The following is a 24,786-nucleotide window of genomic DNA, read 5'->3' on the forward strand; positions in this document are numbered from 1 at the left end:
ACACGAGGAGGATGAGCATGGATGCAGATCGACCGAGCAGCCCTTCCTCCCCTGATAGTCTCGTGCCTGAAACGGCTGCGGATTCCACCGCCGACGACGAGCGGAGCTTTCGCCTCAGACTCGCCGTCTTTGTGTGTGTGGTCATCGCCGCGATCATCGGCGCGCTCGTGGGTTATCCGACATGGCAGGACTACGTCTCGCAGCAAAAAGCCAAACTCGAACTGCGGGCCTACGTCGACGCCCGCGCGGTCGGGCCAACGGCGCTGAAAGAAGGCGTATCGCCTCGGGTCCGGGGGACGATCCAGAACATCGGGCGGACCCCGGCTTACAACGATGCCATCCAGGCTTCCATCACTGTTGCCGACTACCCGCTGACCAAGAACTTCGAGCAAGTCACCTGCCCCGAAAATCAACAGCCGGACAAACCAAAGTGGTTCGTAGGCAAGGTATCCAGACCCGAAACAATCCGCGAAGCGCCATTAACCGCCGAAGAAATCACGGCCATACAAACAGCTAAGTCGGCGCTCTACTATCATGGGACGGTCTGCTACCGGGACATCTTTCACGAACCGCACCGCACCGACTTTTGTATGTTTTGGAAATGGGACGCAGGCCGCGTAAGTCCCGCGATTTCCTGTGATCAAGGGAACAGGACGGACTAGGCGGGAATCATCTGTGATTCCGCGCATCGAACGATGCAGGTCACAACACAAACACGTGATCGACGAGGTAGCGCCCCCCCTGCTGCACCAGAACCATCTCCGCGACATATTCGCCTGGCGAGTTGGTAAAATGTTGTTTCCAGACAATGGCGATGGAGCCGGGCCGGCGGAACACCGCGACCGGCATACGCGCGCCGAACCCGCCCTTTTCGGTTTGATACTGGCGGCACACCCGTTCGAGATAATCTTTCGTCACAATCGCCTTCAGCCGGTCCGTGAAGTCCCGGACATGGCGCGCATGGTCGATGGCGGTCGACGCCTCCATCAGGTTGTCCATGATCGGGTCGGCAACAGCCAGAATCTCGGCGTCGGACTTATTCTCCAAATCCATCAAATCCTCTCGACAGTGTTTGAGACCAGTTCGCGTCAAGGCACAGATACGCAGAGCAACCGATCTATTTCTTGAGTGGCTCCGGAACCGCAACAGCAAAGGGCTCGCCGGGAGTATCTTGCATCGGCACTTGCCGGTGTTTGAACTTCTGCTCAGTAATGGCCGGAACATGCTTGCGCACATGGGTGGCGATGTCGGTGACGTCCACACGGCCGTTGTCATCGTAGTCGGCGTGAAGCAACGCGTCGAGCACGGCCCAGGAGAACACCCCATGCCCTTCGTGGCCTTCTAGGGCGATCCGGTCGGCGCTCGTGGCGACGATCACATTGCGTTGGCTGAGACGGATCATCTTCGCGAGGGCATTCTTGTCCTCCCCGGCGCGAGAGGCAAGCTGCAGCACGGTCCCTGCACGGCAGGTATCCAACAGAAACAGCGAACGGGCTGGCAGCCGGCTTTGCCACTCACGCAAGCGTGTCTGGCTGATGGCCTGGCGACGCAACGCCGCATCGTTCTCATAGTCCAAGTCCCACGGCATGAAGTAGTATTCGTCGTCCAGAGTCGTGCCGTGGCCGGCCATGAACAGCACAAACACATCCTCCGGTCGTGCCTTTGCCGCCATCATCTTCAGCGTCGCATCGATCTGCTCCACGGTCACCTGCTGATCCACCAGCGTCTTCGTGACCACTCTTTCATGGAACGTCGGCAAGAGCGCACCGCGTTCCTTCAATCGCCCGGCAATAGCCACAGCATCACTCGCGGCAAAGGCCACACCACGACGCAGATCGCCATCCCGGTAATTCGTCACGCCCACCGCGAGGACATGGAGCGTCGCCGGTTCGGCGTTCGCTTGCCCCCGCACCTGGATGCGCGCCGTGACCGGCTTCGACCCGATGCCCCGGCCATCGATCAACTCCGCCGTCACCTCGCGCGTCCCTTCGGCCAATTCCAACGGCAACTCCACTACCCCGCCCGGCGTGAGTGCCGGCGCCTGGTAGCGCCCTGCTAATTCCTGCCCGTCGACCCGCAGCACCACCCGCCCCGTGCCCTGCCCCAGGTGGGTGATCCGGAGTTTGACCCGATACGTCCCGTCACTCTCCCCCGTCGCCGGAGAGAGCAATTCCAGCACCGGCGGCGCCACGGTGAGCAGCTGCCGAATGTCGCCACGCTGCCGCACCATCTCGGCGACCCGCTGGTCCCCATCGGCATCCAACCGGTGGGCGATGAGGCCCGGCTGATAAAAGGTCTCCCAGAGTTGGCGTACCGGCACGAAGTCACCCGCCTGGTCGCGGCCCCGGTTGAGGTGGTAGCCGATCAGGTCCTCCGCGCCGGGGCTCGCATCGAAGTAGCCTTCGGGCGTCCAGGCGATCCAGCGTTGGCGGTCGTTATGGGGAAAGAGCGCCAGAAGTTCCTTGCCGTCAGTAGCCCGATGCCAGCGGATCGTCCCGTCGCCATACCCCGCCACCACGTAACGGCCATTGGCGCTGAGGTTCACCGCCCAGGCCACGCCGGGCACTGGGATCTGCCAGCGTTCCTGGCCGGTGCGGTCATAGAACCGGAGACTCCAATCGGCACCCAGGACGAAATGCTGGACGTCGGCGGCGATGGCGAAGCTGCGCGACGTTTCGTAGGGCTTGAGTTCCACGGCCTGGCCATTCAGGCGGGGAGTCCTGGTGTTCTTCCAGTCCTCGATCGTGAGGCCCGGGGCCTCGATGCGGACGGCGAGGAGACTCGGATCATCCGCTCCCAGGCTGCGACTGGAGAAATCGAAGGTCGCGGCCTCTCTGCCCCCATGCTCATAGCCAAATCGCACGCGGCGGCCGTCGGCAGACAGGCGCAGTTCATTACCATGTCCCCGAAAATCCGCCAGCACACTGTCCTGGCGGCGGTCCACCCAGCCCTCGCGGCTCAGCACCCCCCAAGTCGGATCTGCGGCCGCAAAGAGCAGCCCGCCGTCCGGCAGCGGCGCGAGGTCTAGCACGGTATCGTTCGCTAAGGGGACGTCCTTGAACTCCGTCCACTGGCCTACCGTCCAGCTACGGACGGGGGATTTACCCCCTACATCCCAGGTTCCACTCGCAAACAGGAACCGGCCGTCGGCGCTCCAGGCCACGCTATTCAGGCGGCCATTGTTGATGCCGGTGGTTGCCGGACGGGCCACCTCCGCCAAGGTCTCGGCATCGAGCACCTGCACAATCGTGCTATCGTCAAATCCCACCGCGAGGGAACGGCCATCGGGGGAGAAGCTGGCAGAAAACGGACGCGCGCCGCCGGTCAGCTTGGCCGATTTCAGAAGCTGCAGGCGGCCGGCCTCCACCGTATAGAGACGAATCTGACCATCCCAGCTGGTGGTCACGAGGCGCCGGCTGTCGGCCCGGAAGCGGGCGCTGTAGGAGTCTGCCCCGTAGTCGGCATCGCGGCCAGCCTCGGCCCCGCTGGCTGCCTCAAAGAGGCGGACGCCGGCGTCGCCAAGACTCGCGACGAGCCAACGGCCATCGGAGGAATAGCCCAGGTGGTTCACCACACTGGGCAAGCCGGCGATGCGGCGCAGCAGGCGGCCGCTCTCACGATCGACGAGGTAAATCGAGAACCCATCTGGTGCGAGGGTGTTCTGACCATCATGGAACTGGGTCCATCCTCCCAGCGCCATGGTCGTCCCGTCCGGCGTCATGGCCACCGCATAGAGTTTCCCTTCGTTGCCGTCCCCTTGCGGGGGGCGCCAAACTTGAACGAGGCGCCCGCTCGCCACCTCCCACACCCGTGCCGTTTTGTCCTCCGACGCGGTGACCACCCAGCGGCCCTCCCGGTCGGTGGCGATGCGTTTAATCGGCGCCGTATGCATGCCGGTTTCGAGTCGCAGCAACGGCTCCGTGGGCGGCTCGGCCGCCCGGGTCAAGGCCACCAGGCAGAGCCCAAGCAAGATGGCGATACCGCTCCACCTCCACCAGCCTCGGTTCATGGTCATGCTCCTCGTCACTTGCGCGATCTCCCCTCGTTTGCTCGATCAGCAGCCGCGCAGCACTTCAGTCCACTCAGATTGCCCTCTCAAAATTCTCTCCAACACCGTTCACACGAACCCTGCGAAATGTTCTGCCGACACTTTGTGTGTCGCGACGGCCAGGCCGATTTTCTGCAAACTATCGATGTGGTCCGTTGAGTCCAGCTGCTGAACCTCTTCCGGTTTGATCTGGCTCAATCCCAGTGCAGCGAGGCCCTTCTCGCTCAATTCCGCGTTGTAGCGCAGGTAGGTGAACAGCTTGGGGGACACCGGTCCCTGCTTGCCGATGAGATCTCCCACTTCACGATCCAGTGGATCCCCGGCCAGACATTTTCCGAAGACGCGACAGAGAAGATCCTGTTCATTGAGCGCAGCAAACATGAGCGCCGACGGCACCGAGGTGGCGTGATACATGAGATTCATCTCGTCTGGGCCGAGATCCTTATTCGCATTGGGATTGGTACCGGTCCCGATCGACACGAGCAACATCTTGTCTTCCCCGGTGGGCCAGTTGACCTGATAGGGCTCGGTGGTGGCCATGATGAAGGCTTGAAACGCAGGATTGTTGTAGGTGGTGATGCCTCCGTCGACAAAGATGAACCGATATTCATCCGGCGTTCCCTGAGCAAACGTGACGACCTCCGGCGGAAAGAAGGTGGGAGCCGCAGTGCTGGCCCGCACCAATTGCCACAACGGAATATCGAGATTGCAGTCATTCCGTGGTGAGCCATCCTCGCGCACCCGCCGATTGAACTTCGCTTTGGGATTGTTCCAGATGGGCCAATGGGAGTCGGTCGAGGCATTACGCATGACCATCATCAAGATGGTCCGCAATCTGTCGCTGCCCAACGTGGTGTCGGCTCCGAGTTCCTGCTTGAGTTTGTTGGCGAGGCCTCCATCGTTGTACTGGTATTTCCATTTCTTGAGGAGCGACGCCTTGTCGAACATATCGGCCCCGCTCTGCAGGTAAAACTCTCGGATCTTGCTGGTCGACATACCCATGGCAATGCAGGCCGCCAAAATGGCACCGGTGCTGGTGCCTGCAACAAAGTCAAAATAATCGGCCAAGACAAACGCGTCCCGTGTCGTCGGCGGCTGCTTGTCACGCAAGAGCCCCTCAATGGCTGCCAAGATTTCGACCGTCATCATGCCGCGAATGCCGCCGCCATCAAGCGCCAAGATTTTCTTGGGCCCTTTAGCCGCCATGCGTGCGTTTAGGTGCGTGCTCATTTTGCCTCCGGCTACACGTGGGTGTGATGGGAATAGAGTTGCCTCATCGAATCGGCTCCTACAACGTTCGGCTGTCGATCCACGTGACGTGGCCGGTTCGGCGCTTCACTTCCTCATACATGTGCGCGGTGCCGCCGGGGCCGTCGCCGCCCTCACCATTCCACACGCACATGAACTGAACGTTGGCAATGCCATACGACAACGCCGTATAGAGAAGCCACAGATTGCACCGTTGATAGGGATCGGTGCCTTTCGGCGGAGGGCCAAGTGCTTCCGGAGCCGAACGGATAGCTCTGGTGAGCTTGGCTTTCGCCGCCAGATAGCTGGCGCGCCAGCTCTCACCTCTGGATACCACTGACTTTTCGATAAATTCCGGCTCAGGAAAGGGCTGCAGCCACTGGACGTCCACGCCCCGCTCCTGACAGGCTTCAGTGAACAACAAATCGCCGCCGCAAGCGCCTTGTGTGAGCGCGAGGTCATCCGGGCCGGCATCGAGGTTTGCCAAGGCATCGGCAATCCTTCGCGCAGCGGCTGTCAACGTTTCTGGTTTGTCAGGGAAGCGCGGCGGCTGTCGGTCAGGCGCATCGACCATATGTCCGCTAAAGAGAAACACCTTCCGCGGCTGCCAGCGGCTTTCTGGCTTCTTGAGATTTTCCACTGCACGATTGAACGTCGCCAGCCCAGCATCGACGGTTTCCAGGTGGAAGCCCAGATCATGGAGGAGTTGCAGCTGCGCACGGCAGGAGTTCAAATCAAACCAGTCCTGGTCATTCTTTGCGATGGCCTCTTTGTAAGCCGCCCGAACCGTCTCTGCGGTCCCTACCAAGACTTCCAGATCACCAAGCGTCGCCTTGGACCAGAATGCTTGCGAGTTATCAGACTCGCACTCAGCGGCAAAGCGTACCGCCCCAGTCATGGAGGACATCTCTTTCTCATATCGCAAATCCTTGGTGAGATACGTATACACATGCATCAGCGTCAACGCGTTGATGCCGGGATAATAGCGTGCAGGATTGCGGCGATATCCGGTGGCATAGCTCTCGATCGCCGCTCGCAGCAGGGCATCCTCATAGGCTGCGTCATCCCGCATCTGGGCCGGAGAGCGCGAGGCCTGACGCCAGGACGCCACCCACGCATCTTTATCCACGCGGCCCAGCAAGGCCCAGGTTTCAGAGTCGTTCGGGAAAGAGTCCAGCACCGTGCGATAGTGCTCCCGTGTGCGGCCCAACGAATGACCCGGCTTTTCCGCCAACGCCAACCGCTGAAGACAGATCCCTTTCTCCCGCAAGCCGCGGAGATTATCCGGCTCGATGGCAAGCCCCTTGTCCAGTTGTTCCAAACCCAGATTGAAGTGTTCGGCCTTGCGCAACGCCTCGCCCGCTTTGATCCAGGCCTCTGCTCGAAATGCCGCGATGGGCGCTTCCTCCGCCAACACCAAGACATCTCCCATATGGCCGGCTTTTCTCGCCAGCGTCAGGCGTGACTCCCACGCCTCATGTTGCGCCCAGAATTCCCGGACGGTGCCGATGCGAAGCGACTTCCAGTCCGGCTCTCGTAGATGCGGCATCAGGTGGTAGACGGGACTGACCTTGCGGCCATGCCATGACTCCATGGTGGCCTTGACCATGGCGGTGAGACTCGCCTTCTCCTGTTCGATGGTCGAGAGGTCCGGCCCACGATCCTTGATCGAGTAGCGCAGTTTACGATCCGTGTAGAGATCGAAGGCCGTCGTTACCCGCCCTCCGCAGATAAGCACCACCCCACGAGCACGAAGCGCATGTCGAACTCCAAGTTCGTACCAGACGTTGGGATTGTCGATGGTCAGATCAGCGACCACAAGGTCAGCCACCAACAATTCCTGAAACATGTCGGGCAAGATGCCTCCTGCCCGCTGCTCCTCATCCGCTCGGAAGACCTCCAGCCCCGCCGCCTCCAATGCAGGCTTGATCAGCTCACGATAGACTCGATTAAAATCGATCTCATTTCCTTGGCTATCCTGTTTCACACCAAAGGGCATCGCAACAAAGGTGTGCGGTTTCACGAAAGACCTCTCAAACAGTTGCCCGAGGCAGTACCGAACATGAGCCACAACGTGGTGTGGCGATCTGTGGGAACCACGGGTTCAAGGCGCATTCCCGATTGATGAACAGTTCAAACACCTCGTCCAACCCAGTAGAAGTTGCCTGCTTGAATTACTTGCCTAGGTACCACTCCCGTGAGCGCCGCGAGGGAGGCTACTGCCAATCAAACTCGCTGTCAACAGCATGTCGCGAGTAACGACCGGCATAGATAAACATATCTACGGGCCAATAAAAATGGTTCCATTTCATACACACAGGATTCGGGTGACGGTTTCGGCAAACGAGTGGGAAAACGGCTATCTCATGAAGCAACTGACGACCGAACATGGCTATGAGCGGTTCGCCATTCTACGGCAACCCTTAAAAAATGGTGGGGTGGACGGAACAATACTGTCCTCAGCGTGAACGGGATTTTAAGGAGCGGCCGATCAAGGAAGCACTCTTGGGAGAAGATCTCGCAGCCGCACATCGGTTGGTAAATGATGGTGCGCATGGCTTAGAACGGTTCCGTGAGGCTTACACGACCGGACTCCAACCGATTTCCTGATTGGGAAGTCTCAGAACAATAGCTTTGTGTGCTCCCGGCATTAGCAATCCTTCCGGGACAACACCTAACCAGAGCATCGGCTGCGGTGGCGACCCGTCCCACACGCCTACACGACAAACTCGCCCCTCGTTTCCTCAACATATATAGGCTAGCCCCAGCGGTTTTGGCTTAGCGCCCTGTGTTATCCTGACCTGGTCAAGACACGGGAGGTTTCACCATGTGCCTCTCACGCAGGTTGCTGACGTCCGCCGCGATTCTCTCCTTCTGGTTCTCCGGTTCCGCAGTGCTGACTTCCCCGACCCTCGCAGCCACCACCATCTACAGTTACACCACTGACGAGGGTGTCCCGACCTTCACCAATGAACTCGAATCAGTCCCGGAAAAGTACCGCGACCAACTCACGCAGCAGGACCTCGACCAGCAGGTAGCGCGGAACACACCACCACCTGCTCCGGCAGCCGATCCTCAGATGCGCTCGGCCGATACGCGCACGATCACCGCCAGCGGCGAATACCGCATGGGTGATCACGACAGTCGCGCCGATGCGGTTCGCCTGGCGACAGAAGCCGCGAAGCAGGACGCGCTGGAACAGGTCGCGACCTCTGTCGAACGCATCACCGCGGTGCGGGATTTCACCGTCACGCGCGATGAGATCCGCAGCTTCACCGCCGGAATTGTGAAGGTGATCGATCAGACGGTCACGACGAGGCTGGAACAGGACCAGCTCATCATTCGCGTGGATCTGACAGCGGAGATCGACCCGCATGACGTGATGCAGGCGATTGCCGCGCTTCGGGAAAACGACCAGGCCCGTCAGGAACTGCTCGCGCTCCGGACCGAGACCGATCGATTACAAGAACAGGTCGATGCCACCAATCGCGCGCTGGCCGCAGCTTCTACTCCAAGCAACGTCCAGCTCTACCAGGATCAACGTCAGGACATGCTCGACCAGTTGCAGGCCAACGCGCTCCTGTCACAGGCCTGGACGAGTTGGACCTATCCTACGTTGGGCTTCGCCTCCTCTCCCTGGTTCGGAGCGGCGGGCATCAACGGCCTGTTGCTCCAGGCGCAGCGCCTCTCCCCGCATCATCGCCATCTCCCGTTGGCGCAACGGGCGATCACGGCGTACAACAACCACACTCCCCCGGCACAATCGCCGGCCTCTGCGCCACCGCGCCCTTCGCTGTTGGTTCCACCTCCGCCTCAAATGCACCAGCATCAGGCCCCACTACTCCTCAACAGCCAGGGCCAGCAGGCCAAGGTGGGCGACGTGGTCGTCATCCCCACACCACGATCGATTCCTCCGGTCGCGCGCCAATCCGTTCCGCAGCCGCCGCCATATCAGGTCCACCCCAACCATTTCTGGCGCCCCAGTCCGCCGAACATTCAGAATCTTCCATCAATTCCGCAGCATAGCCCGTCGGTCAGCATGACGCCGCGATCATCCGGCAGCCACGGCGGGCATAGTGGAGGCGGTCATTCTCACAGCGGTGGCGGCCACCACGGGCGGTAGCGCCATCCGGCAGCCACAGCTCTCTGCGCTGAGGCGCCAATCGACAAGCGATCGCCACCTATCCTCGATCATAACTACGCGGCTCGCGCATCCATTTCGGGTATAGTGAAGCTATGGCGACTAGAGTGACTCATCGTGCCGGAACCTCGCCCCGCCGCAGAAGTCGCTCCCCCCGCCGGCTCACGCTCTCCGCACTCTGGCGATTTGCCGGCCGCCGCTGGCGCGATCTTCGGGCGTTCCTGCGCGCGCTGGGAACCACCCATCCGCTCCCGCGCCTTCTCATCGGCGTCATTCTCCTCGTCTCTCTCTGGTTGACCCTGAACTGGACCTATCACGCGATCAACAAACCGGCCGAAGTGTTGTTTCCCCTGGAAGAGGCGCTGGACAAGAACCCTGCGGCGACGTGGCGGGAATACGGCTCGCTCTTCCGCGAACATTCGACGGCGATCATCACGCCGGAGCTTCTCGCGGCGCTGGCTCAAGTGGAAGGAGCGGGAAACCCTGTGGCACGAACCTATTGGCGCTGGCGATTCTCCTGGAATCCGTTCGACTGGTATCGGCCGGCCTCAAGCGCGGTGGGAATGTTTCAGTTGACCGACGGCACATTTCACGACGCGAAACGCTATTGCATCCAGAACCATATGGTGGTCGAGGACGGCCCGTGGAACGATGTTCGTACCTGCTGGTTCAACAGCCTCTACACCCGCGTTCTGCCGAGCCATGCCATCGAGCTGACTGCGGCCCTGCTCGATCGCCAGGTCGCCATGGTGACCGGTTCCCGGCGAAGCGCCTCCGTCAGCAGGCAGCAGAAGCAAGACCTCGCCGCGCTGATCCACCTCTGCGGTGCGGGCGCCGGGCACGCCTTCGCCGTTCGCGGGTTCCGCCTCAGTCCCCACCAGAAATGCGGCGATCACCATGCCGCCAGTTACCTCGCCAGGGTGAACGCGTTGAAGCTGCAGTTCGCGCGCCTTGCTACCGGCGGCAGCCTCCAACGACTGGTGAAGCCCCGCTGAAACGAACCCATCCGCCTGACCAACCATGATCCGTGAGGAGCTAGGGGTTCCCCGAGTACCCCGGCGCAGACCGATGGGCTCAACTCAGGGTGAAAGGTCTCGCACGGCATCATGTCGTTCCTGCGCCACAGTCAGGTTGTCCGAATCCTCCCGTTGATATCGGCGCTGGTCTTGATGTTGCCGGGCACGGGCCTAACTCGGGATGAGGCCCCTCAGTCAGCCGAGGAAACCGGCGAACGCAACCTGATCGGGCCGGTGAATCACGCCGATCCGGCAGAGGCTTCGGCACAACAGTCAGACCGTTCCTCAACGCTCAATTGGGAGACGGGAGCGGGCCGTAGTTATCTGATTCCGGCCGCGGAGATTCTCACGTATCTCTTTCTGCTGAACCAATTCGACCGGCACTTCACAGAACCGATGGAAGAGTACCGTACGACCGGCGCCACCATTCGGCAGCACCTCACCGATTCAAAATGGGTGCTCGACAACGATCAGTTTTCCGTCAACCAGTTCCTGCATCCCTACAGCGGCAGCGTCTACCATGGACTGGCCCGCTCATCGGGGCTGAACTTCTGGGAATCGTCGCTGTATAGCGTCGCCGGGAGTTTCCTCTGGGAAATCGGCGGCGAAAAAACGAATCCTTCGATCAATGACATGATTGCGACGCCCATCGGCGGAACATTCCTGGGTGAGCCCCTATTCAGGATGGCAAATCTGCTCCTCGAAACCGACGATGGCCGCCCCGGTTTCTGGCGCGAACTCGGCGCCGCCATCATTTCGCCGCCCACCGGATTCAATCGGTTGATGTTCGGTGATCGCTTCGACGCCGTCTATCCGAGCCATCGCCCCGCCACGTTCATCCGTCTGGCCGGCGGAGGCACGCTGACCTCGAGCAGCCACAACGTCTCGTCGAACGTGAGTCAGCACGGCGCGGTGGGGGAATTCACGTTGACCTACGGACTTCCCGGCAAGGAAGGCTACGGCTACGCACGCCCCTTCGACTATTTCGATTTTCATGTCTCCGCGGCCACGGCCAATACGCTGGAGACCATCACCACGCGCGGATTGCTCGCAGGTCGAAGTTACGCATCCGGCGACACGACCCGTGGAATCTGGGGGCTTTTCGGGAGCTACGATTATATTTCGCCGCAGGTATTCCGGGTCTCCAGCACCGCTCTCTCGCTGGGAACCGTGTGGCAGTCATGGTTGTCGGACCAGCTTGCGCTGCAAGGCACGCTGCTGGGCGGGGCAGGCTATGGGGCAGCCGGAAGCATCCAGCGCACGGAAGCACGGGATTACCACTACGGGACGACGCCGCAGGCCTTGATCGCGCTCCGGCTCATTTATGCCAATCGCGCCATGTTGGACATCACGGGACGGGAATATTATGTCAGTGACTTTCTCTCGCCCGAACGGCACGGGCAGGAAAATATCATCCGCGCGGAGTCTTCCCTTACGCTTCGGGTCTTCGACCGGCACGGCGTGGCGCTTCGCTACACCGTCTCCCACCGGGATGCCCAGTATCCGAGCGTAGAATTCCGCAACCAGACGGTCTCCGCCGTCAGCCTGATGTATGTCATCTTAGGTGATTCCGGCTTCGGCGCAGTCGAGTGGCGTTGAGAGGCGAACGATGACGCGCCTCTCCAGATCTGCGACCGGGAACGCCGCCGGCGTGAGCGAAGAGATTTGTGACGGCATCCTGTTGGAGTAGCCCTACGAGTACAGCAACAACCTGAATACCACGCAGGCTGTTCAGAAAGGCCGTCCAGCAAGGCCGCAGGAAGCACGCTGACTGAGGAGGTACATACCAAACTTTGTTTGACCCGTTCGCCCTCACAGATACTCTTGGCGAACGGATACACCCACAAGTAGTTCTGTTTTACCCATCTGTACGTCGCAAGGAGGCGTGCGACCGAGAACGCCGCGGGCGGCCTTTCTCAACAGCCTGCTACGAGATGCCGTGCTGTTCGCGGCCGATGCGCCCGTCGTAGCGATTCGTGGATTTGAACAGTTCGTACCGCCCGTCCATTGCGAACATGGCTACTCTGGCGCGCAGGCCTTCCATTTCAGCCACAGTCATGGGCGTGAAGCGGCGCGCGATGTCGAGATTCTGTTTCAGGACCTGCGGCGAGTCGATCCCGCTCACTAACGAGGCGATCGGCAAACTCAGCACATACCGGATCGCTTCCTCGGGCCGGACAATGCCCTGCTTGATCGGCTCGGCATTGCCGGTCAGACTCTTCATCCCCAACGGGGCGATCCCGCGTTGGTTCAGCACCGGCAGCACCTCCCGCTCGAAACTGCGATAGGTCCCGTCGAAGACGTTCAACGGCATCTGGCACGTGTCGAACGGAAAGTCGCGCGACAGCATCTTGAGATGGATACCGGGATGTTTGTGCCCGGTGAATCCGATAAACCGCACCTTTCCCTGCCGCTTCGCCTCCAACAAGGCTTCCGCTCCGCCGTTCGGGGCAAAGTGCCGATCGGGATCGTCATCGTAGACCACTTCGTGGATCTGCCAGAGATCGAGATAATCGGTTTTTAATCGGCGGAGCGAGTCGTCCAGCTGCTGAAGCGCCACCTTCTTGTCGCGCCCATGCGAGCAGACCTTCGTCATGAGCGCCACCTGCTGCCGTTTTCCCTGCAGCGCCTTGCCCATCAGCTCTTCGGATCGCCCGCCGTTGTACTCCCAGGCATTGTCGAAAAAATTCATCCCCGCATCGATGGCCGCGTGTACCAAGCGAATGGCTTCCCCATCATCCGGGATGCGGCCCCAATGCGCGCCGCCGAAACAGAGGACCGACACCTGCAAGCCGGTTTTTCCCAACGCGCGCCGGGGGAGCTCGCCAGATGAGTTGCCCGTGACGGGAACGTCTGCCGCAAGCGCTTCGACCACACGCCCCGGCCCCCCGAGCGCCATAAGCGATCCGGCGACACTCAGTCCTTTCAAGAGCTGCCGGCGATCGAGCGGGAGGGACCAGATTCTGTTCACGGGGATTTTTGGTGTCATGGATCACCTGCCTGGTGAGGGTGAATTCGCGGCGACAAATTTTTGATACCTCATCATGTGCGGGCCCTGGCAGCGGCGACAAGCGAACCCCGATCGAAGGTGAGCAAGTCGCCAATGCGATCGATGCTCAGATCGGCGGCAGGAAATGTCCGTATCACCTCGGGATCATTTGCATAATGCCCCTGGCGAGGAAAGACCGTCGTCACCCGCCGGCCCCAATACGCCTTCACGGCCGTGAGAATACGCAACTTGTCATCGATCAACACATAGTGATCGGCGGGATACCGCTGCTCGACGTCGTCCAGTTCTCGCTCTTTGTGAATATAGACGAGGACATGCCCCTCGACGGCTTCAAAGAGGCCTGAGCGGTCGATCTTGCGCGGCTGGAACACCACATCACCATCGGAAAGGATCACGGCCTGCGCCCACTGCGACATCTGGCGAATCACGTCATGGGCCTGCGGAAACACCCGCTCGGCAAAGGGATAATTCAGCAGAAAGCGGGAAAGGGTCAACAGATGGGGATCGCGGGGATACTCCTGGCGATAGCGCTGCAGCGCGCCCAGATAATCCACATAGCCCAGCGTTTCCCGCAATTCTTCAAAAATCGCCCAGTACTGCCGCTCTCCCCTGGCGCCGATTTCTTCATCCAGGTGTTGCGTGAGGTCGGTCGTAATCCGGTCGTTGTCTACCAAGGTATTATCGACATCGAACAACGCGACCACTGTAGGATCTGCCATGTCTTATCGCTTTCCGCTCCACTTCCAGGTGCTGATCTCGGGCATGTCGGTGCCATGGAGCTTGACGTATTGCTTGTGTTGCATGCGTTTATCCCGCATCTCCTGCTTGAGATACGCAGCCCGCGCGCCGAGTTGCGGGACGCGGTCCACGACGTCGGCCACGAGATGGAACCGGTCCAGGTCATTGAGAACGACCATATCAAATGGCGTCGTCGTCGTGCCTTCTTCTTTGTAGCCTCGCACGTGCAAGTTGTGATGATTCGTCCGACGATACGTCAGGCGGTGGATTAACCAGGGATACCCGTGAAAGGCAAACATGATCGGCTTATCAGTGGTGAACAACGCGTCGAACTCCTTGTCGGACATCCCGTGCGGATGCTCACTCGCCGGCTGCAGCTTCATGAGATCGACCACATTGATGACACGCACCTTTAAATCGGGTTGAGCCACGCGCAGAATTTCCACCGCCGCCAAGGTCTCCATGGTTGGCACATCGCCGCAACAGGCCATCACGACATCGGGTTCGCTGCCGCGGTCGTTACTGGCCCATTCCCAGATGCCGATGCCGGCGGTGCAATGGAGGATGGCGGACTCCATGTCGAGCCATTGCGGCGCCGGTTGTTTGCCCGCGATGACTACATTCACGTAGTTGCGGCTGCGCAGGCAGTGATCGGTCACCGACAACAGCGTGTTGGCATCGGGCGGCAGGTACACGCGAATCACTTCCGCCTTCTTATTGACCACATGGTCGATGAACCCGGGGTCCTGGTGGCTGAACCCGTTGTGGTCTTGCCGCCACACGTGGGATGTCAGCAGATAATTGAGCGAGGCAATCGGCCGCCGCCAGGCAATCTCGCGCGAGGCCTTCAACCACTTGGCATGCTGGTTGAACATGGAATCGACGATGTGAATAAACGCCTCGTAGCAGTTCATGAACCCGTGACGTCCGGTCAGCAGATACCCTTCGAGCCAGCCCTGACAGAGGTGCTCGCTTAAGATCTCCATGACGCGTCCGTCATGGGCCACATGTTCGTCGGTCGGGAGCACTTCCTCCGTCGAACACCGGTCGGTGACTTCGAACACGGCGCCCCACCGGTTGGATGCCGTCTCGTCCGGCCCGAAGACCCGGAAGTTGTGTGTATTCGTTTTCAACACATCGCGAAGAAACAGGCCCTGCACCCTCGTGGCTTCGGCTATGTCTCCCCCCGGTTTGACCACCGGCACGGCGTACTGACGGAAATCAGGCATGTGCAAATCGCGCAGGAGGCTGCCGCCATTCGCGCAGGCAATGGCGCCCATGCGCCGCTCACCGGCCGGCGCCAGCGAAGCAAGCTCGGGCACAAGTCTCCCTGCGTCGTCAAACAGTTCTTCGGGCTTGTAACTCTTCAGCCAGCCCTCCAACAACTCGACATGCCCGGGCTTATCCATCTCGGCCATCGGCACCTGGTGGGAACGGAAGGTTCCTTCCGTCAACTTGCCGTCCACCTCTTTCGGGCCGGTCCAGCCCTTCGGCGAGCGCAACACGATCATGGGCCAGCGCGGCCGCGTCGTGAATCCCTTCGTGCGCGCATCGTGTTGTATGCGCCGGATCATAACCACGATTTCGTCCAGCGTGGAGGCCATCAATTGATGCATGGTTTCAGGATCATCGCCTTCGACAAAAAACGGCTGATGGCCATACCCGATCAGCAGCGATTCGAGTTCATCCGGCGGCATGCGGGCGAGCACGGTCGGGCCGGCAATCTTGTAGCCGTTCAGATGCAAAATCGGCAGCACGGCTCCGTCCCGCACGGGGTTCAAAAACTTATTGCCATGCCAACTGCCCGCCAGCGGACCGGTTTCCGCTTCTCCGTCGCCGATGACACAGGCCACCAGCAGCTCAGGATGGTCGAAGGCCGCCCCATAGGCATGGGCCAGAGAATAGCCCAACTCCCCCCCCTCGTGGATGGAGCCGGGGGTTTCCGGCGCCACATGGCTCGGAATGCCGCCGGGAAAAGAAAACTGCTTGAACAGACGCTGCAGCCCCGCCTCATCCTGGGAGATGTTTGGATAGACTTCGCTGTAGGTCCCTTCGAGGTACACATTCGCGACCAGCCCGGGACCGCCGTGACCAGGTCCGGCGACGTAGAGCACCGGGAGATCCTGCGCCTTGATGATGCGGTTGAGATGGGCGTAGATAAAATTCAACCCCGGCGTCGTTCCCCAATGGCCAAGCAGGCGCGGCTTGATATGTTCCCGCCTCAGTGGCTGCTTGAGCAGCGGGTTGGCATACAAATAGATCTGCCCGACGGAAAGATAATTGGCCGCTCGCCAGTAGGCGTGGATCCGTTGAAGCATCTCGGGGCTCAGCGGCTGATTCGCACGGGTCGTCTCTTTCATGAAGTCCCTCTTTCAGATGTACGCGTCCCTTGCCGCCTCCTGCCGAAACGATGACGCGACGGGTTCATTTCGTTCCACGGTTGACGGGCAGGGCCAATAGCCGACAGACCGATTGCGCGATGTGGCGCTCTTCATCCGTCTGGATCACGCGCACCGTCACCCGGCTGCCCGGCCGGGAGATGACCGCGTCATGGGCCTCGTTGCGCGCCTGATCCAACTCAATGCCGAGAAATGCCAGGCCGTCACACATCCGCGCCCGCACGACGGATGAATGTTCGCCGATGCCGCCGCTGAAGACCAGCTGATCGACGCCACCGAGGGCCGCCGCGTAGGCGCCGATCCACTTTTTCCCCTGATAACAAAATACCGCTACCGCCTCTGCGGCGCGCGTATCGCGGCCTTCCTGCGCGAGCAAGTCCCGTAAGTCGGAACTGAGCTCGGATAATCCCAGCAGGCCCGACTGCGCATGGACCATATGATGAAACTGATCCGCCGTCATGCCCTCGGTTTGAGCGAGGTAGGACACCAGACCAGGGTCCAGGTCGCCGGATCTCGTGCTCATGGGCAGCCCGGAGGCCGGGGTGAAACCCATCGTCGTATCAATGCTCACGCCCTCTCGCACTGCGGCGAGACTGGCCCCGTTTCCCAAATGGGCCAGGATCACCTTGCCGCGCGCGGCCTCACGGCCGGCCACCCGTTCCAGCTCTTCTAACAAGTAGGCGTAGGACAGGCCATGAAATCCATATCGCCTGATGCCCTGTTTTTCGTACCGGCGGGGAATCGCCATGAGACGAGCGACCGGCGGCAGATGTTGATGGAATCCGGTATCAAAACAGGCGACTTGCGGGATGGCCGGGTATTGAATGTCCAGGGCGTCGATCAGGGTGAGTTCCGCCGGAAGATGCTCGGGATCGTAGGGACTGAGCCGATGCAACTCTTCTCTCACTGCCTTCGAGATCACCTCCGGATTCGTATAGCGGCTGCCTCCATGGACGACTCGATGGCCGATGGCTTGTAGTGACAATCCCCGGCCGCTCTGCCCGAGTTGATCAATGAGGACCTGCACGGCTGCCGCATGGTTCGGGATCTGCGCGACACGCCGTTGGTCCTGCCCGGTCTCGCCATCGGTGAACGTCACGATGCCGTCCGGAAGCCCGATGCGCTCGATCCGCCCCGCTGCCGCCCGGACGGGCGAACCTCCCACATGAAACAACGCCCATTTGACGCTCGACGATCCGGCGTTCGCGACCAGCACGGCTGGGACTTCACGATCGGCTTGGGGCATGACGTCCTTTCTCTGCTCTCACCATAAATCGCCCGTACGATCAGCGCAACCGGAAAATCCCTCAACCGCCGCTCTAGCAGGCTGCGGAAAACCTCATTTTTTGCACGCTACGCCGCGATCAGCTCACGTGGCATGTTGGTATCAGGATAGTCGGCAGGATGCGCAACAAGGCCATCCAGCAAGGCCGCAGCGAGTGAAGCGGCGAATCGTACTCGTGTCGTACGTTGAGCCGCTGAACGAGGCGAGAACGCCGCTGGTGGACTTTTTCCGCATCCTGCTAGGTCTACTGCGCGGAGCCGCTTTAGGGGAAATGCTAGTTCCGCGCGAATCGGGTATGCGTTATGGTATCGGATGATTTTGCTGGTACTGCGGTTCATCCTGCTCGTCCTTCCCTGCACCACGGCGTGCTTTGTGGCTGCGGCCCCACCCGCCGAGTCTGCCCTGCTGGGCGGCACGATTGTATCCATCGACCAGGAGGCCCTGACGCTTACCATTCTCCTTCCCACGGGAGAATCACGCGCCCTCCCCGTTCGCGACGTTCGCCTGCTGCATGGCCTCAGCGTTGGCGACCATGTCACATTTGAACTCAATGACGAGCATACGTTGATCAAGATCGCCAAGCTGCCGACAGACCCCGCCAACTGACCTCGCCGCCCGCGATTCTTGTATAATGCCCGCCTGCAGCACCGTGTTCCACGACGTGCTCCACACTGACTCAACGGGAGGCCGCATGACACCGGGCACCAATCGCATGGTCGTTCTGACGATGTTTTCCTTCGCTTCATGGTGGGCTTCTGTTCCCTTAAACGCCTGGCCTGCTGAACCGACGGGAGACCCTGGCACAGGACTCGCCCTGGAACAGATCATCGAACGCTACATCCGTACCCATCCTGAAGTCATCGAACAATCCTTGCAGGCATTGGAAAACACACGGGCGGCCGAGGAGCAACAACGGCAGAAAGCCGCCATCGCCACCCACCAGCAGGAGTTACTCAACGATCCGGACTCCCCGATCAGCGGAAACCGGACTGGTGACATCACCGTCGTGGAGTTTTTCGATTATCGCTGCGGGTATTGCAAACGAGCGGCGTCCGCGCTGACCGAGCTACAACAACGGGATACCGGCATCCGTGTCGTGTATAAAGACTTTCCGATTCTCGGCGAGACGTCCGAACTGGCCGCCAAAGCCGCGTTGGCCTCACATCGACAGGGGAAACACCAGGCTTTTCATGAGGCACTGCTGGCAATGAAGGATGATCTCACGAAAGAACACCTGTTTCGGATTGCCCAGACGGTAGGCCTGGATGTGAGTCGGCTCGAGGCGGATATCAACAGGCCGGAGTGGCAAACGGTGATCGATCGCAACCGCAGCCTCGCAAAGACCCTCGGCATCACCGGCACCCCAGCGTTTATCGTCGGCACCGAGTTGGTACCAGGGGCCATGGATTTGAAGATGCTGCAGAGCCTGGTGGCCCAGGTACGCGGGAGATAACGGACCACCGTTCACGCACGGCCCGACAGCATGGCTGCCGCAATGCTCTCAGCCCGTGGGCACAGGACTCCGACATTCCATTTGTGCAAAAACACAACTGCGGGAGAGCCCCCGTGGGCTCTCCCGCAGTCTGGTGATTAGGACCGGCACTGCATCCATACGGCGGCCCCCCGTGAAGAGAGGCCGCCGCCCTCACCCTATTGGATGGGGTTCGACATGCGGGAGACAATGGGATCTCCCGCCTCTGACCCCGCCCGCTTGATCGAAGGCGCCTGCTGGCTCAACGGGAGGATTCGCTGGTCATCGGTGGGCAACACCTTCAACAGACCCCATTGACCCGATTGGGCATAGGGCAATCGCTGATTGCTCCAGACATAATCACCCGGCAGACGGAAACTTCCACCTGCGGCAGGGATAAAGGCATCCAGCGTTTCCGACGCTGAGAACTCCACGACGCTGATTTGGTCGGCGCCGCGCATGAAGGGCTCAATCGGCCATTCATGTTTCTCCACACTGAACATGCCGTTCTGCTCATTGCTCGCGCCGAACACATGGATGCGCACGGGATCTCCCGCATGCGCTTCGATGAGCGGCGTGGCGATGCTCTCCGGCTTGTCCACCGAACAGGGCTGGAACACCCTGCCGAGAGTACAACCGGTCGATTCACGGAATTTATAGGGCTCCGAACGGTAATTGACGGCCGTCAGTCCCGCCGTGTTTTGCACGTAGGGCATGAAGCTCGTCCCAATGATGTTGTCTTCGTCTTGGAAGAACAGGGCCACATCGCGGTAGTTCTGGCGATGTTCATAGCCCTGAATCGTCCGATCCACAATCACATCGGCGACCCAGCTGTTCTTCGTGGAAATATCCGCACCGGTCTTCGGATCGCGATAGGTCGCCCCCTTGGGCCCGATCACAATACCGCCGTACAGTCCGTTGCGGGGATTGGTCATGACATTCCCCCAATCCCACACCAGGGACGCGGTCTCTCCAATGAACGGATCGGCATAGTAGGTATAGACGCGGCTCTCACCCGGAGCGACGGTCTGCTCGCCAGGATTGTGACCGACGTTCGCGCCCAGGGAATCCTTCGGGTCAAACGCCAGGCCCAGCGCCGAGAACGACGCCCGGCCCTGCTTCATCTTATTGCTCAGCTTCACCTTCAAACAGTCCCCGACGTTCGCGCGCAACGTCAGCGGCATCGGCTGGAGGCCGGATGCCACCGTCGCGACATCCTCATCCAAGACGTAAATCTTGGCCTCGGGGTTGACCATCTGGATGGTCCGCTCGAAATCGACCTCGATGGAATCCGGGGCCTTCGGGTTCAACTTCATCGACGGGAAATCGATCGCCGACACATTGAAACTCTTCACCGGCGCATCGGCAGGACACACCGCCGGGGCCTTCGGAATTTCGTTCCGGCCGCTATACCCGGCAGGCAACTTCTGCAGATCCGCCACGTCCTTATCGAGGACGCGCAAGATACCCCAGGCGCCTTCCGAGAATTTTGACGAACGACCGTTGAAATGGATGTAGTCGCCCGCCTGCAGTCGCGGTCCACCGGCTTGCGGAACGACGAGGTCGTATCGTTCTGCAATACCGACATGGATGGAATTCTTCCGGTTCGCATCGCCGGCATACCGCTCTGTCAGATAGGTATGACCGGACAGCGTCCAGACCATGCTTTCATTGGTCATGGTCTGCAGCAACCGGAACACGACCGTGTCACCCAGGTAGGCTCGCACCATCGGGGTGTACGGATCGCCGTGCACGGTGCTGCTGAAGAGCTTCGAGGGATCCGGATTCGCCTTCAGGCGTCCGCTGATCGGCTCCGCCCTGAAGTTGAGACTGCCGCCCGTCGTATGGGTACCGCCGTTCAGGAACGGCATCGGCGTCATCTTGATATGGTCAGGAATCGGGAATGAAATGGTCTTCCCCGCTTCCAGGGCAACTTCCACCGGCTGGCCGGGAGGATTGCCCGCCGTCACTATGTTGATCGTGTGCGGCACACTGTCATTCAACTGCACCAGCAATTCACGGAAGCTGCCGTTCACCCCGTAGCCCACAGGCTCGGCGGTGCGGATGTCGGCCAACGGACCGCTCCGGATCGGCGCTCCGGTCTTCGGATTGTGATACGTCGATCCGACCGGCTCAACGATCATCGTCCCGAATCCACCGTGGCCCCAGGTGATCCGGCCCAACGCATGGTCGTGCCAGAACACCGTGCCCACATCGGAATCCACCCAGAAACGCTGCCGGACAAATTCCACCGTCACGATATCCTTCACAGGATGATCGTGTTTCAACGGCCGCACGAGGGTGATCTCGTTGCCCTTGATCGACTGGATCCGCCCGACTTCGTTCCCGCCGACGTTATCCGCGCCGATCAGGATCTCAATGCCCGGATGGTATTGCGCGGCGTTCTTGAGCGTGATCACCCGATCGCCCTTCTTCCCCGCCTTCGTGAAGATCGTGTTCAACGGCAACGGCAATCCCTTGTCTGTCTTTTTTTCCAGCATGGTGAACGGGCGCACCGACTGTTCGTTCGAGAACCCGGTGATCACGCCGTCGGACGACTGGTTGTCGAACTGCAGGAAGTGCCAATGGGTGTTGACCTTCGAGGCGTGGAAATTCCCGAAGTCATCGTCATCCCACTCGCTGGTCAACATCCAATCGACGCAGTCATAAATGTTCGACCGCACGACCAACGGGAATCGCAGGTCGTTATTCTTCCGAATGGCTGCTTCCTCTTCATGCAAGACATAGATCAACCCGCCTTCATCCATGATGGCCGGCGTGTCGCCTTGTTTGTCGGCGAGCATCATCGGCGTATGGATAAAGTGCACGTTGTATTTCTTCGAGCCGGCATTCTCCGGACACAGGCTCCAACGTCCGTTCTCACCCGGCTTGGCCGGATAGGAACTCGGCTGGCCGTCCTCATCGAGGTGAATCATCTCCAGCCAGGGAGACGGATTGTGCCCCTTCGAGAACGGCACGCGGCGGCCGAAGTGCGGCTTCAAGTGCGGCCAGGAGACCTTCCCGGTCAACGGCTCGAACACGATCGGCAGCCGCTCGCCCGGATGAGTCGATTGATACCGCGGATTCGGCACCGTATTCTCAGGCTCGGTCATGGCGCGATTGCCCTGCCAGTTCCAATTCAGCACGGTCGCGTCATAGGACCTGGTCTGATCGCGCTCATCCTTCTTGTGGCCCGGAAGACCCTGCGGCGGGAACTGCATATCGACCCAGTCCTTGATGGTGACGATGGCCGGATCGGCCTTCCAATCGGTCTTGCCCTTCTCCACGATCTTGAATTGCTTACCGAACCAATCGACGGTCTTGCCGATCAACTCGTCGGACGTGACACCCACCTTGATGCGGCCCTTGCGGTCCGGCAACTCCAGCAGGTCCGGCATCACGTCATTGTGATTCGCACCCTGCTGAATCGTGTTGTACACGCGCCAGTATCCCCACATGCCCGCAATGTAGTGATGGGCCACGTGGCAGTGGAAGAGGAAGTCTCCGGCCAACTGCTGACAGAGACCGGAGCCGCACTCGGTCTCCAGGTCCATGGTCTCGGACGGCCCGATGACTTCCACGTCGACCCGGTCGGACTTCGTCCGGATCACGGGATATTTCACGGGACCGTTCTTCGCCGCATGCCACAAGGGCATTTCGTCGATGGCTCGCGGGCTCCGCGGCCAACGAATCGCTCCGCCGTGCGGATGGTGCGAGTGGAACACTTCTGAGCCACCGTGCACCAGCCGGAACTTGGCCGGGTCGCCGAGGTAGCTGCGTGGAATGGTCGTGGCCGGGTCGCCGAACGTGTAGGCGCTGTAGGCCATCGACTCATCCTCGAAGCCGAAGTATTCGTGCTGCGTCTGCATATTGTCCACGCCAAACGGCTCGCTCCGGTAGTTCAGCGCGCGAGCCACGGGACGATACACGTCGGTGAGCGGATCGCGCTGCGGGATGAAGTCGCCCTTCTTGTTTAGCGGACGAAAGGCTTCGTCGCCGACTTCATGATAGAACAACACGAATTCCCGGAAGTCCGGGCCGCTGCCGTTCTTGATGATCGCCTGCCAGCCGCTCTTGGTCGGCTGAGGATCACCGGTGCCCAGCGGCTCGAGGTATTCAGACCCCTTCGGCTCGATCACGAAAGATCCGAAGAGGCCCATCACGGTCAACTCGCGATCATTGCTGTAGGAATGGAACTGGCGGCTGCCCTCCTGCTGAGTGGGCGGGATATACCATTCCATCTCCACGACCTTGCCCTTGGCGGCAATGCTGTCGGGATTGGTGGTCGTGGCCGGCTGTCCCGTAGCCGACATGACCATGCTGGACCCATGGATGTTCAGGCTGACTTCCTCATCACCCTCCAGCTGATTGCGGAGGGTCACCTTCACGCAATCGCCCTGATTGCCGCGAAGAACGAGTGGCTGAATGAATTGGTTCTGCAACCCGTTTATGACGCCGCCCGGATCGTAGCCATCCTTGTCCCGGGCCTCTTTATTTTTGGCCTCTTCGGCACGGACCTTGTCGATATTTTCGGTCAGCGTGTACATGTAGCCCGGATAGAAATCGAGCCACATGTTCAAGGTGATTTCCACATTGATCGCCGACACGTCGTAGCTGCGGACCGGCGCACTCAGGGGACACTTCCCGCCCCTTGACGAGACCGGCTCAGCGGCGCTGTTCGACATCAACAATAAATCCTGGTTCCCGGCGCCGTACTGATGCAACATGTTGACGTTGTTGTACTGGCCGCCTGTGCGCTGCACCTCGGCATCATGGGCCAACTGCTCGTTGATCTTCTCCATAATGCGCTGGTGCTGACGCTCCATCATCGCGGTCCGCTCGACATGACCTTCCTGCGCATCCTCGATGATCGTCTGGCCCTTCAACTGCTCAGCCCATGCCGGCTGATTGTGCACAGCCGTATGCACTTCCGGGGGCGCTGCCGAAGCCACTTGGAACGCCCCGACGCAGACCGATGGAAGCATGACCCCTAACAGGAGCTTCCAGGCCGCTTGGGACCTGCGACGACTGAGTTTCCTAGGCCCGCTACGTACCGATCTCATGAGACCCACCTCCTATTGAAACCATACAACCTCCGCATCCTCACCCTCTGCCATCGAATGATCGCCGCGCGCGGTGCAAGCCCGTGAAGGCCTGCACCTCATGGAGTGGAAACATCAGGAGGCCGGTCCTTCGGTTTCCACACCCTTGATTCGCGACAAGGAGACGATGGCGCACTCATCACTGCGCATGAAAAAGCAATGCGCACAAAAAGACGGTCGACACTAGAGCAACTCTCGTTCCAGATCGACCGAGACCGGAAACTTAGACTTTGTGGGAAATTTTCGACTGCAGCAGGGAGAGGAGAAATAAAAATGGGGCGACGACGCCCCATCAAAAAACGGAGATCATCACAACGACATCGAATTC

At 60.3% G+C, this 24,786-nt stretch carries 15 protein-coding genes; 6 read left to right on the forward strand and 9 right to left on the reverse strand.

The annotated features are described in order from the left end of the window. Positions 1-17: 17 nt before the first annotated feature. Positions 18-662: a hypothetical protein gene (locus GDA65_10215; GenBank protein ID MBA5863065.1), complete on the forward strand. Its 645-nt coding sequence runs from the start codon at positions 18-20 to the stop codon at positions 660-662. A 40-nt stretch (positions 663-702) separates the two neighbouring features. On the opposite strand, the gene GDA65_10220 is transcribed toward GDA65_10215, so the two are convergent. The 4 genes from GDA65_10220 to GDA65_10235 all read right to left on the reverse strand — a co-directional run bounded on the left by GDA65_10220 (position 703) and on the right by GDA65_10235 (position 7,319). Beyond that, complete coding sequence (locus GDA65_10220) at positions 703-1,053, reverse strand: hypothetical protein (GenBank protein ID MBA5863066.1); 351 nt, start codon at positions 1,051-1,053, stop codon at positions 703-705. A 64-nt stretch (positions 1,054-1,117) separates the two neighbouring features. Next, positions 1,118-4,015, reverse strand: a complete 2,898-nt coding sequence (locus GDA65_10225; protein MBA5863067.1) for a hypothetical protein — start codon at positions 4,013-4,015, stop codon at positions 1,118-1,120. 102 nt (positions 4,016-4,117) lie between these two features. Next, complete coding sequence (locus tag GDA65_10230; protein ID MBA5863068.1) at positions 4,118-5,278, reverse strand: patatin; 1,161 nt, start codon at positions 5,276-5,278, stop codon at positions 4,118-4,120. Between the two features lie 58 nt (positions 5,279-5,336). Next, on the reverse strand, positions 5,337-7,319 hold the full coding sequence (locus GDA65_10235; protein ID MBA5863069.1) for a DUF4071 domain-containing protein: 1,983 nt from the start codon (positions 7,317-7,319) through the stop codon (positions 5,337-5,339). An 804-nt stretch (positions 7,320-8,123) separates the two neighbouring features. On the opposite strand from GDA65_10235, the gene GDA65_10240 reads away from it, so the two are divergent. From GDA65_10240 to GDA65_10250, 3 genes are all read left to right on the forward strand, one after another. Next, on the forward strand, positions 8,124-9,419 hold the full coding sequence (locus GDA65_10240) for a hypothetical protein (protein ID MBA5863070.1): 1,296 nt from the start codon (positions 8,124-8,126) through the stop codon (positions 9,417-9,419). 113 nt (positions 9,420-9,532) lie between these two features. Further along, on the forward strand, positions 9,533-10,432 hold the full coding sequence (locus GDA65_10245) for a transglycosylase SLT domain-containing protein (protein ID MBA5863071.1): 900 nt from the start codon (positions 9,533-9,535) through the stop codon (positions 10,430-10,432). A gap of 111 nt (positions 10,433-10,543) precedes the next feature. After that, positions 10,544-12,052 carry a DUF3943 domain-containing protein gene (locus tag GDA65_10250; protein MBA5863072.1) on the forward strand — a complete coding sequence of 503 codons (1,509 nt, stop codon included), beginning with the start codon at positions 10,544-10,546 and terminating at the stop codon, positions 12,050-12,052. A 328-nt stretch (positions 12,053-12,380) separates the two neighbouring features. Here the strand turns inward: GDA65_10250 and GDA65_10255 are convergent, their stop codons facing one another. The 4 genes from GDA65_10255 to GDA65_10270 all read right to left on the reverse strand — a co-directional run bounded on the left by GDA65_10255 (position 12,381) and on the right by GDA65_10270 (position 17,846). Then, positions 12,381-13,442 carry a twin-arginine translocation signal domain-containing protein gene (locus GDA65_10255; protein ID MBA5863073.1) on the reverse strand — a complete coding sequence of 354 codons (1,062 nt, stop codon included), beginning with the start codon at positions 13,440-13,442 and terminating at the stop codon, positions 12,381-12,383. A 53-nt stretch (positions 13,443-13,495) separates the two neighbouring features. Next, the gene (locus GDA65_10260; protein MBA5863074.1) at positions 13,496-14,182 is read right to left on the reverse strand and encodes an HAD family hydrolase; all 687 of its coding nucleotides are present in this window, start codon (positions 14,180-14,182) and stop codon (positions 13,496-13,498) included. A 3-nt stretch (positions 14,183-14,185) separates the two neighbouring features. Beyond that, positions 14,186-16,561, reverse strand: coding sequence for a phosphoketolase (locus tag GDA65_10265; GenBank protein MBA5863075.1), 2,376 nt, complete (start codon positions 16,559-16,561; stop codon positions 14,186-14,188). 64 nt (positions 16,562-16,625) lie between these two features. Beyond that, on the reverse strand, positions 16,626-17,846 hold the full coding sequence (locus tag GDA65_10270) for an acetate/propionate family kinase (protein MBA5863076.1): 1,221 nt from the start codon (positions 17,844-17,846) through the stop codon (positions 16,626-16,628). Positions 17,847-18,197: 351 nt separating this feature from the next. On the opposite strand from GDA65_10270, the gene GDA65_10275 reads away from it, so the two are divergent. Together GDA65_10275 and GDA65_10280 are read left to right on the forward strand one after the other, a co-directional pair. Continuing rightward, entirely contained in the window at positions 18,198-18,491 is a 294-nt protein-coding gene (locus GDA65_10275) for a hypothetical protein (protein ID MBA5863077.1), read from the forward strand. Positions 18,492-18,516: 25 nt separating this feature from the next. Then, positions 18,517-19,338 (forward strand): thioredoxin domain-containing protein, encoded by an 822-nt coding sequence (locus GDA65_10280; protein ID MBA5863078.1) that lies wholly within the window; start codon positions 18,517-18,519, stop codon positions 19,336-19,338. 197 nt (positions 19,339-19,535) lie between these two features. On the opposite strand, the gene GDA65_10285 is transcribed toward GDA65_10280, so the two are convergent. Beyond that, positions 19,536-24,419, reverse strand: coding sequence for a multicopper oxidase domain-containing protein (locus GDA65_10285; GenBank protein MBA5863079.1), 4,884 nt, complete (start codon positions 24,417-24,419; stop codon positions 19,536-19,538). Positions 24,420-24,786 lie beyond the last annotated feature (367 nt).

The sequence above is a fragment of the Nitrospira sp. CR1.1 genome (assembly GCA_014055465.1).
Lineage (GTDB): Bacteria > Nitrospirota > Nitrospiria > Nitrospirales > Nitrospiraceae > Nitrospira_A.

Bases quoted from the DNA above. Each gene is read 5' to 3' on its own strand.
- GDA65_10215 (MBA5863065.1), top strand. From the start codon at position 18: ATGGATGCAGATCGACCGAGCAGCCCTTCCTCCCCTGATAGTCTCGTG.
- GDA65_10245 (MBA5863071.1), top strand. From the start codon at position 9,533: ATGGCGACTAGAGTGACTCATCGTGCCGGAACCTCGCCCCGCCGCAGA.
- GDA65_10250 (MBA5863072.1), top strand. From the start codon at position 10,544: ATGTCGTTCCTGCGCCACAGTCAGGTTGTCCGAATCCTCCCGTTGATA.
- GDA65_10275 (MBA5863077.1), top strand. From the start codon at position 18,198: ATGATTTTGCTGGTACTGCGGTTCATCCTGCTCGTCCTTCCCTGCACC.
- GDA65_10285 (MBA5863079.1), bottom strand. From the start codon at position 24,419: ATGAGATCGGTACGTAGCGGGCCTAGGAAACTCAGTCGTCGCAGGTCC.
- GDA65_10265 (MBA5863075.1), bottom strand. From the start codon at position 16,561: ATGAAAGAGACGACCCGTGCGAATCAGCCGCTGAGCCCCGAGATGCTT.
- GDA65_10225 (MBA5863067.1), bottom strand. From the start codon at position 4,015: ATGACCATGAACCGAGGCTGGTGGAGGTGGAGCGGTATCGCCATCTTG.
- GDA65_10255 (MBA5863073.1), bottom strand. From the start codon at position 13,442: ATGACACCAAAAATCCCCGTGAACAGAATCTGGTCCCTCCCGCTCGAT.
- GDA65_10220 (MBA5863066.1), bottom strand. From the start codon at position 1,053: ATGGATTTGGAGAATAAGTCCGACGCCGAGATTCTGGCTGTTGCCGAC.
- GDA65_10260 (MBA5863074.1), bottom strand. From the start codon at position 14,182: ATGGCAGATCCTACAGTGGTCGCGTTGTTCGATGTCGATAATACCTTG.
- GDA65_10280 (MBA5863078.1), top strand. From the start codon at position 18,517: ATGCCCGCCTGCAGCACCGTGTTCCACGACGTGCTCCACACTGACTCA.
- GDA65_10230 (MBA5863068.1), bottom strand. From the start codon at position 5,278: ATGAGCACGCACCTAAACGCACGCATGGCGGCTAAAGGGCCCAAGAAA.
- GDA65_10240 (MBA5863070.1), top strand. From the start codon at position 8,124: ATGTGCCTCTCACGCAGGTTGCTGACGTCCGCCGCGATTCTCTCCTTC.
- GDA65_10270 (MBA5863076.1), bottom strand. From the start codon at position 17,846: ATGCCCCAAGCCGATCGTGAAGTCCCAGCCGTGCTGGTCGCGAACGCC.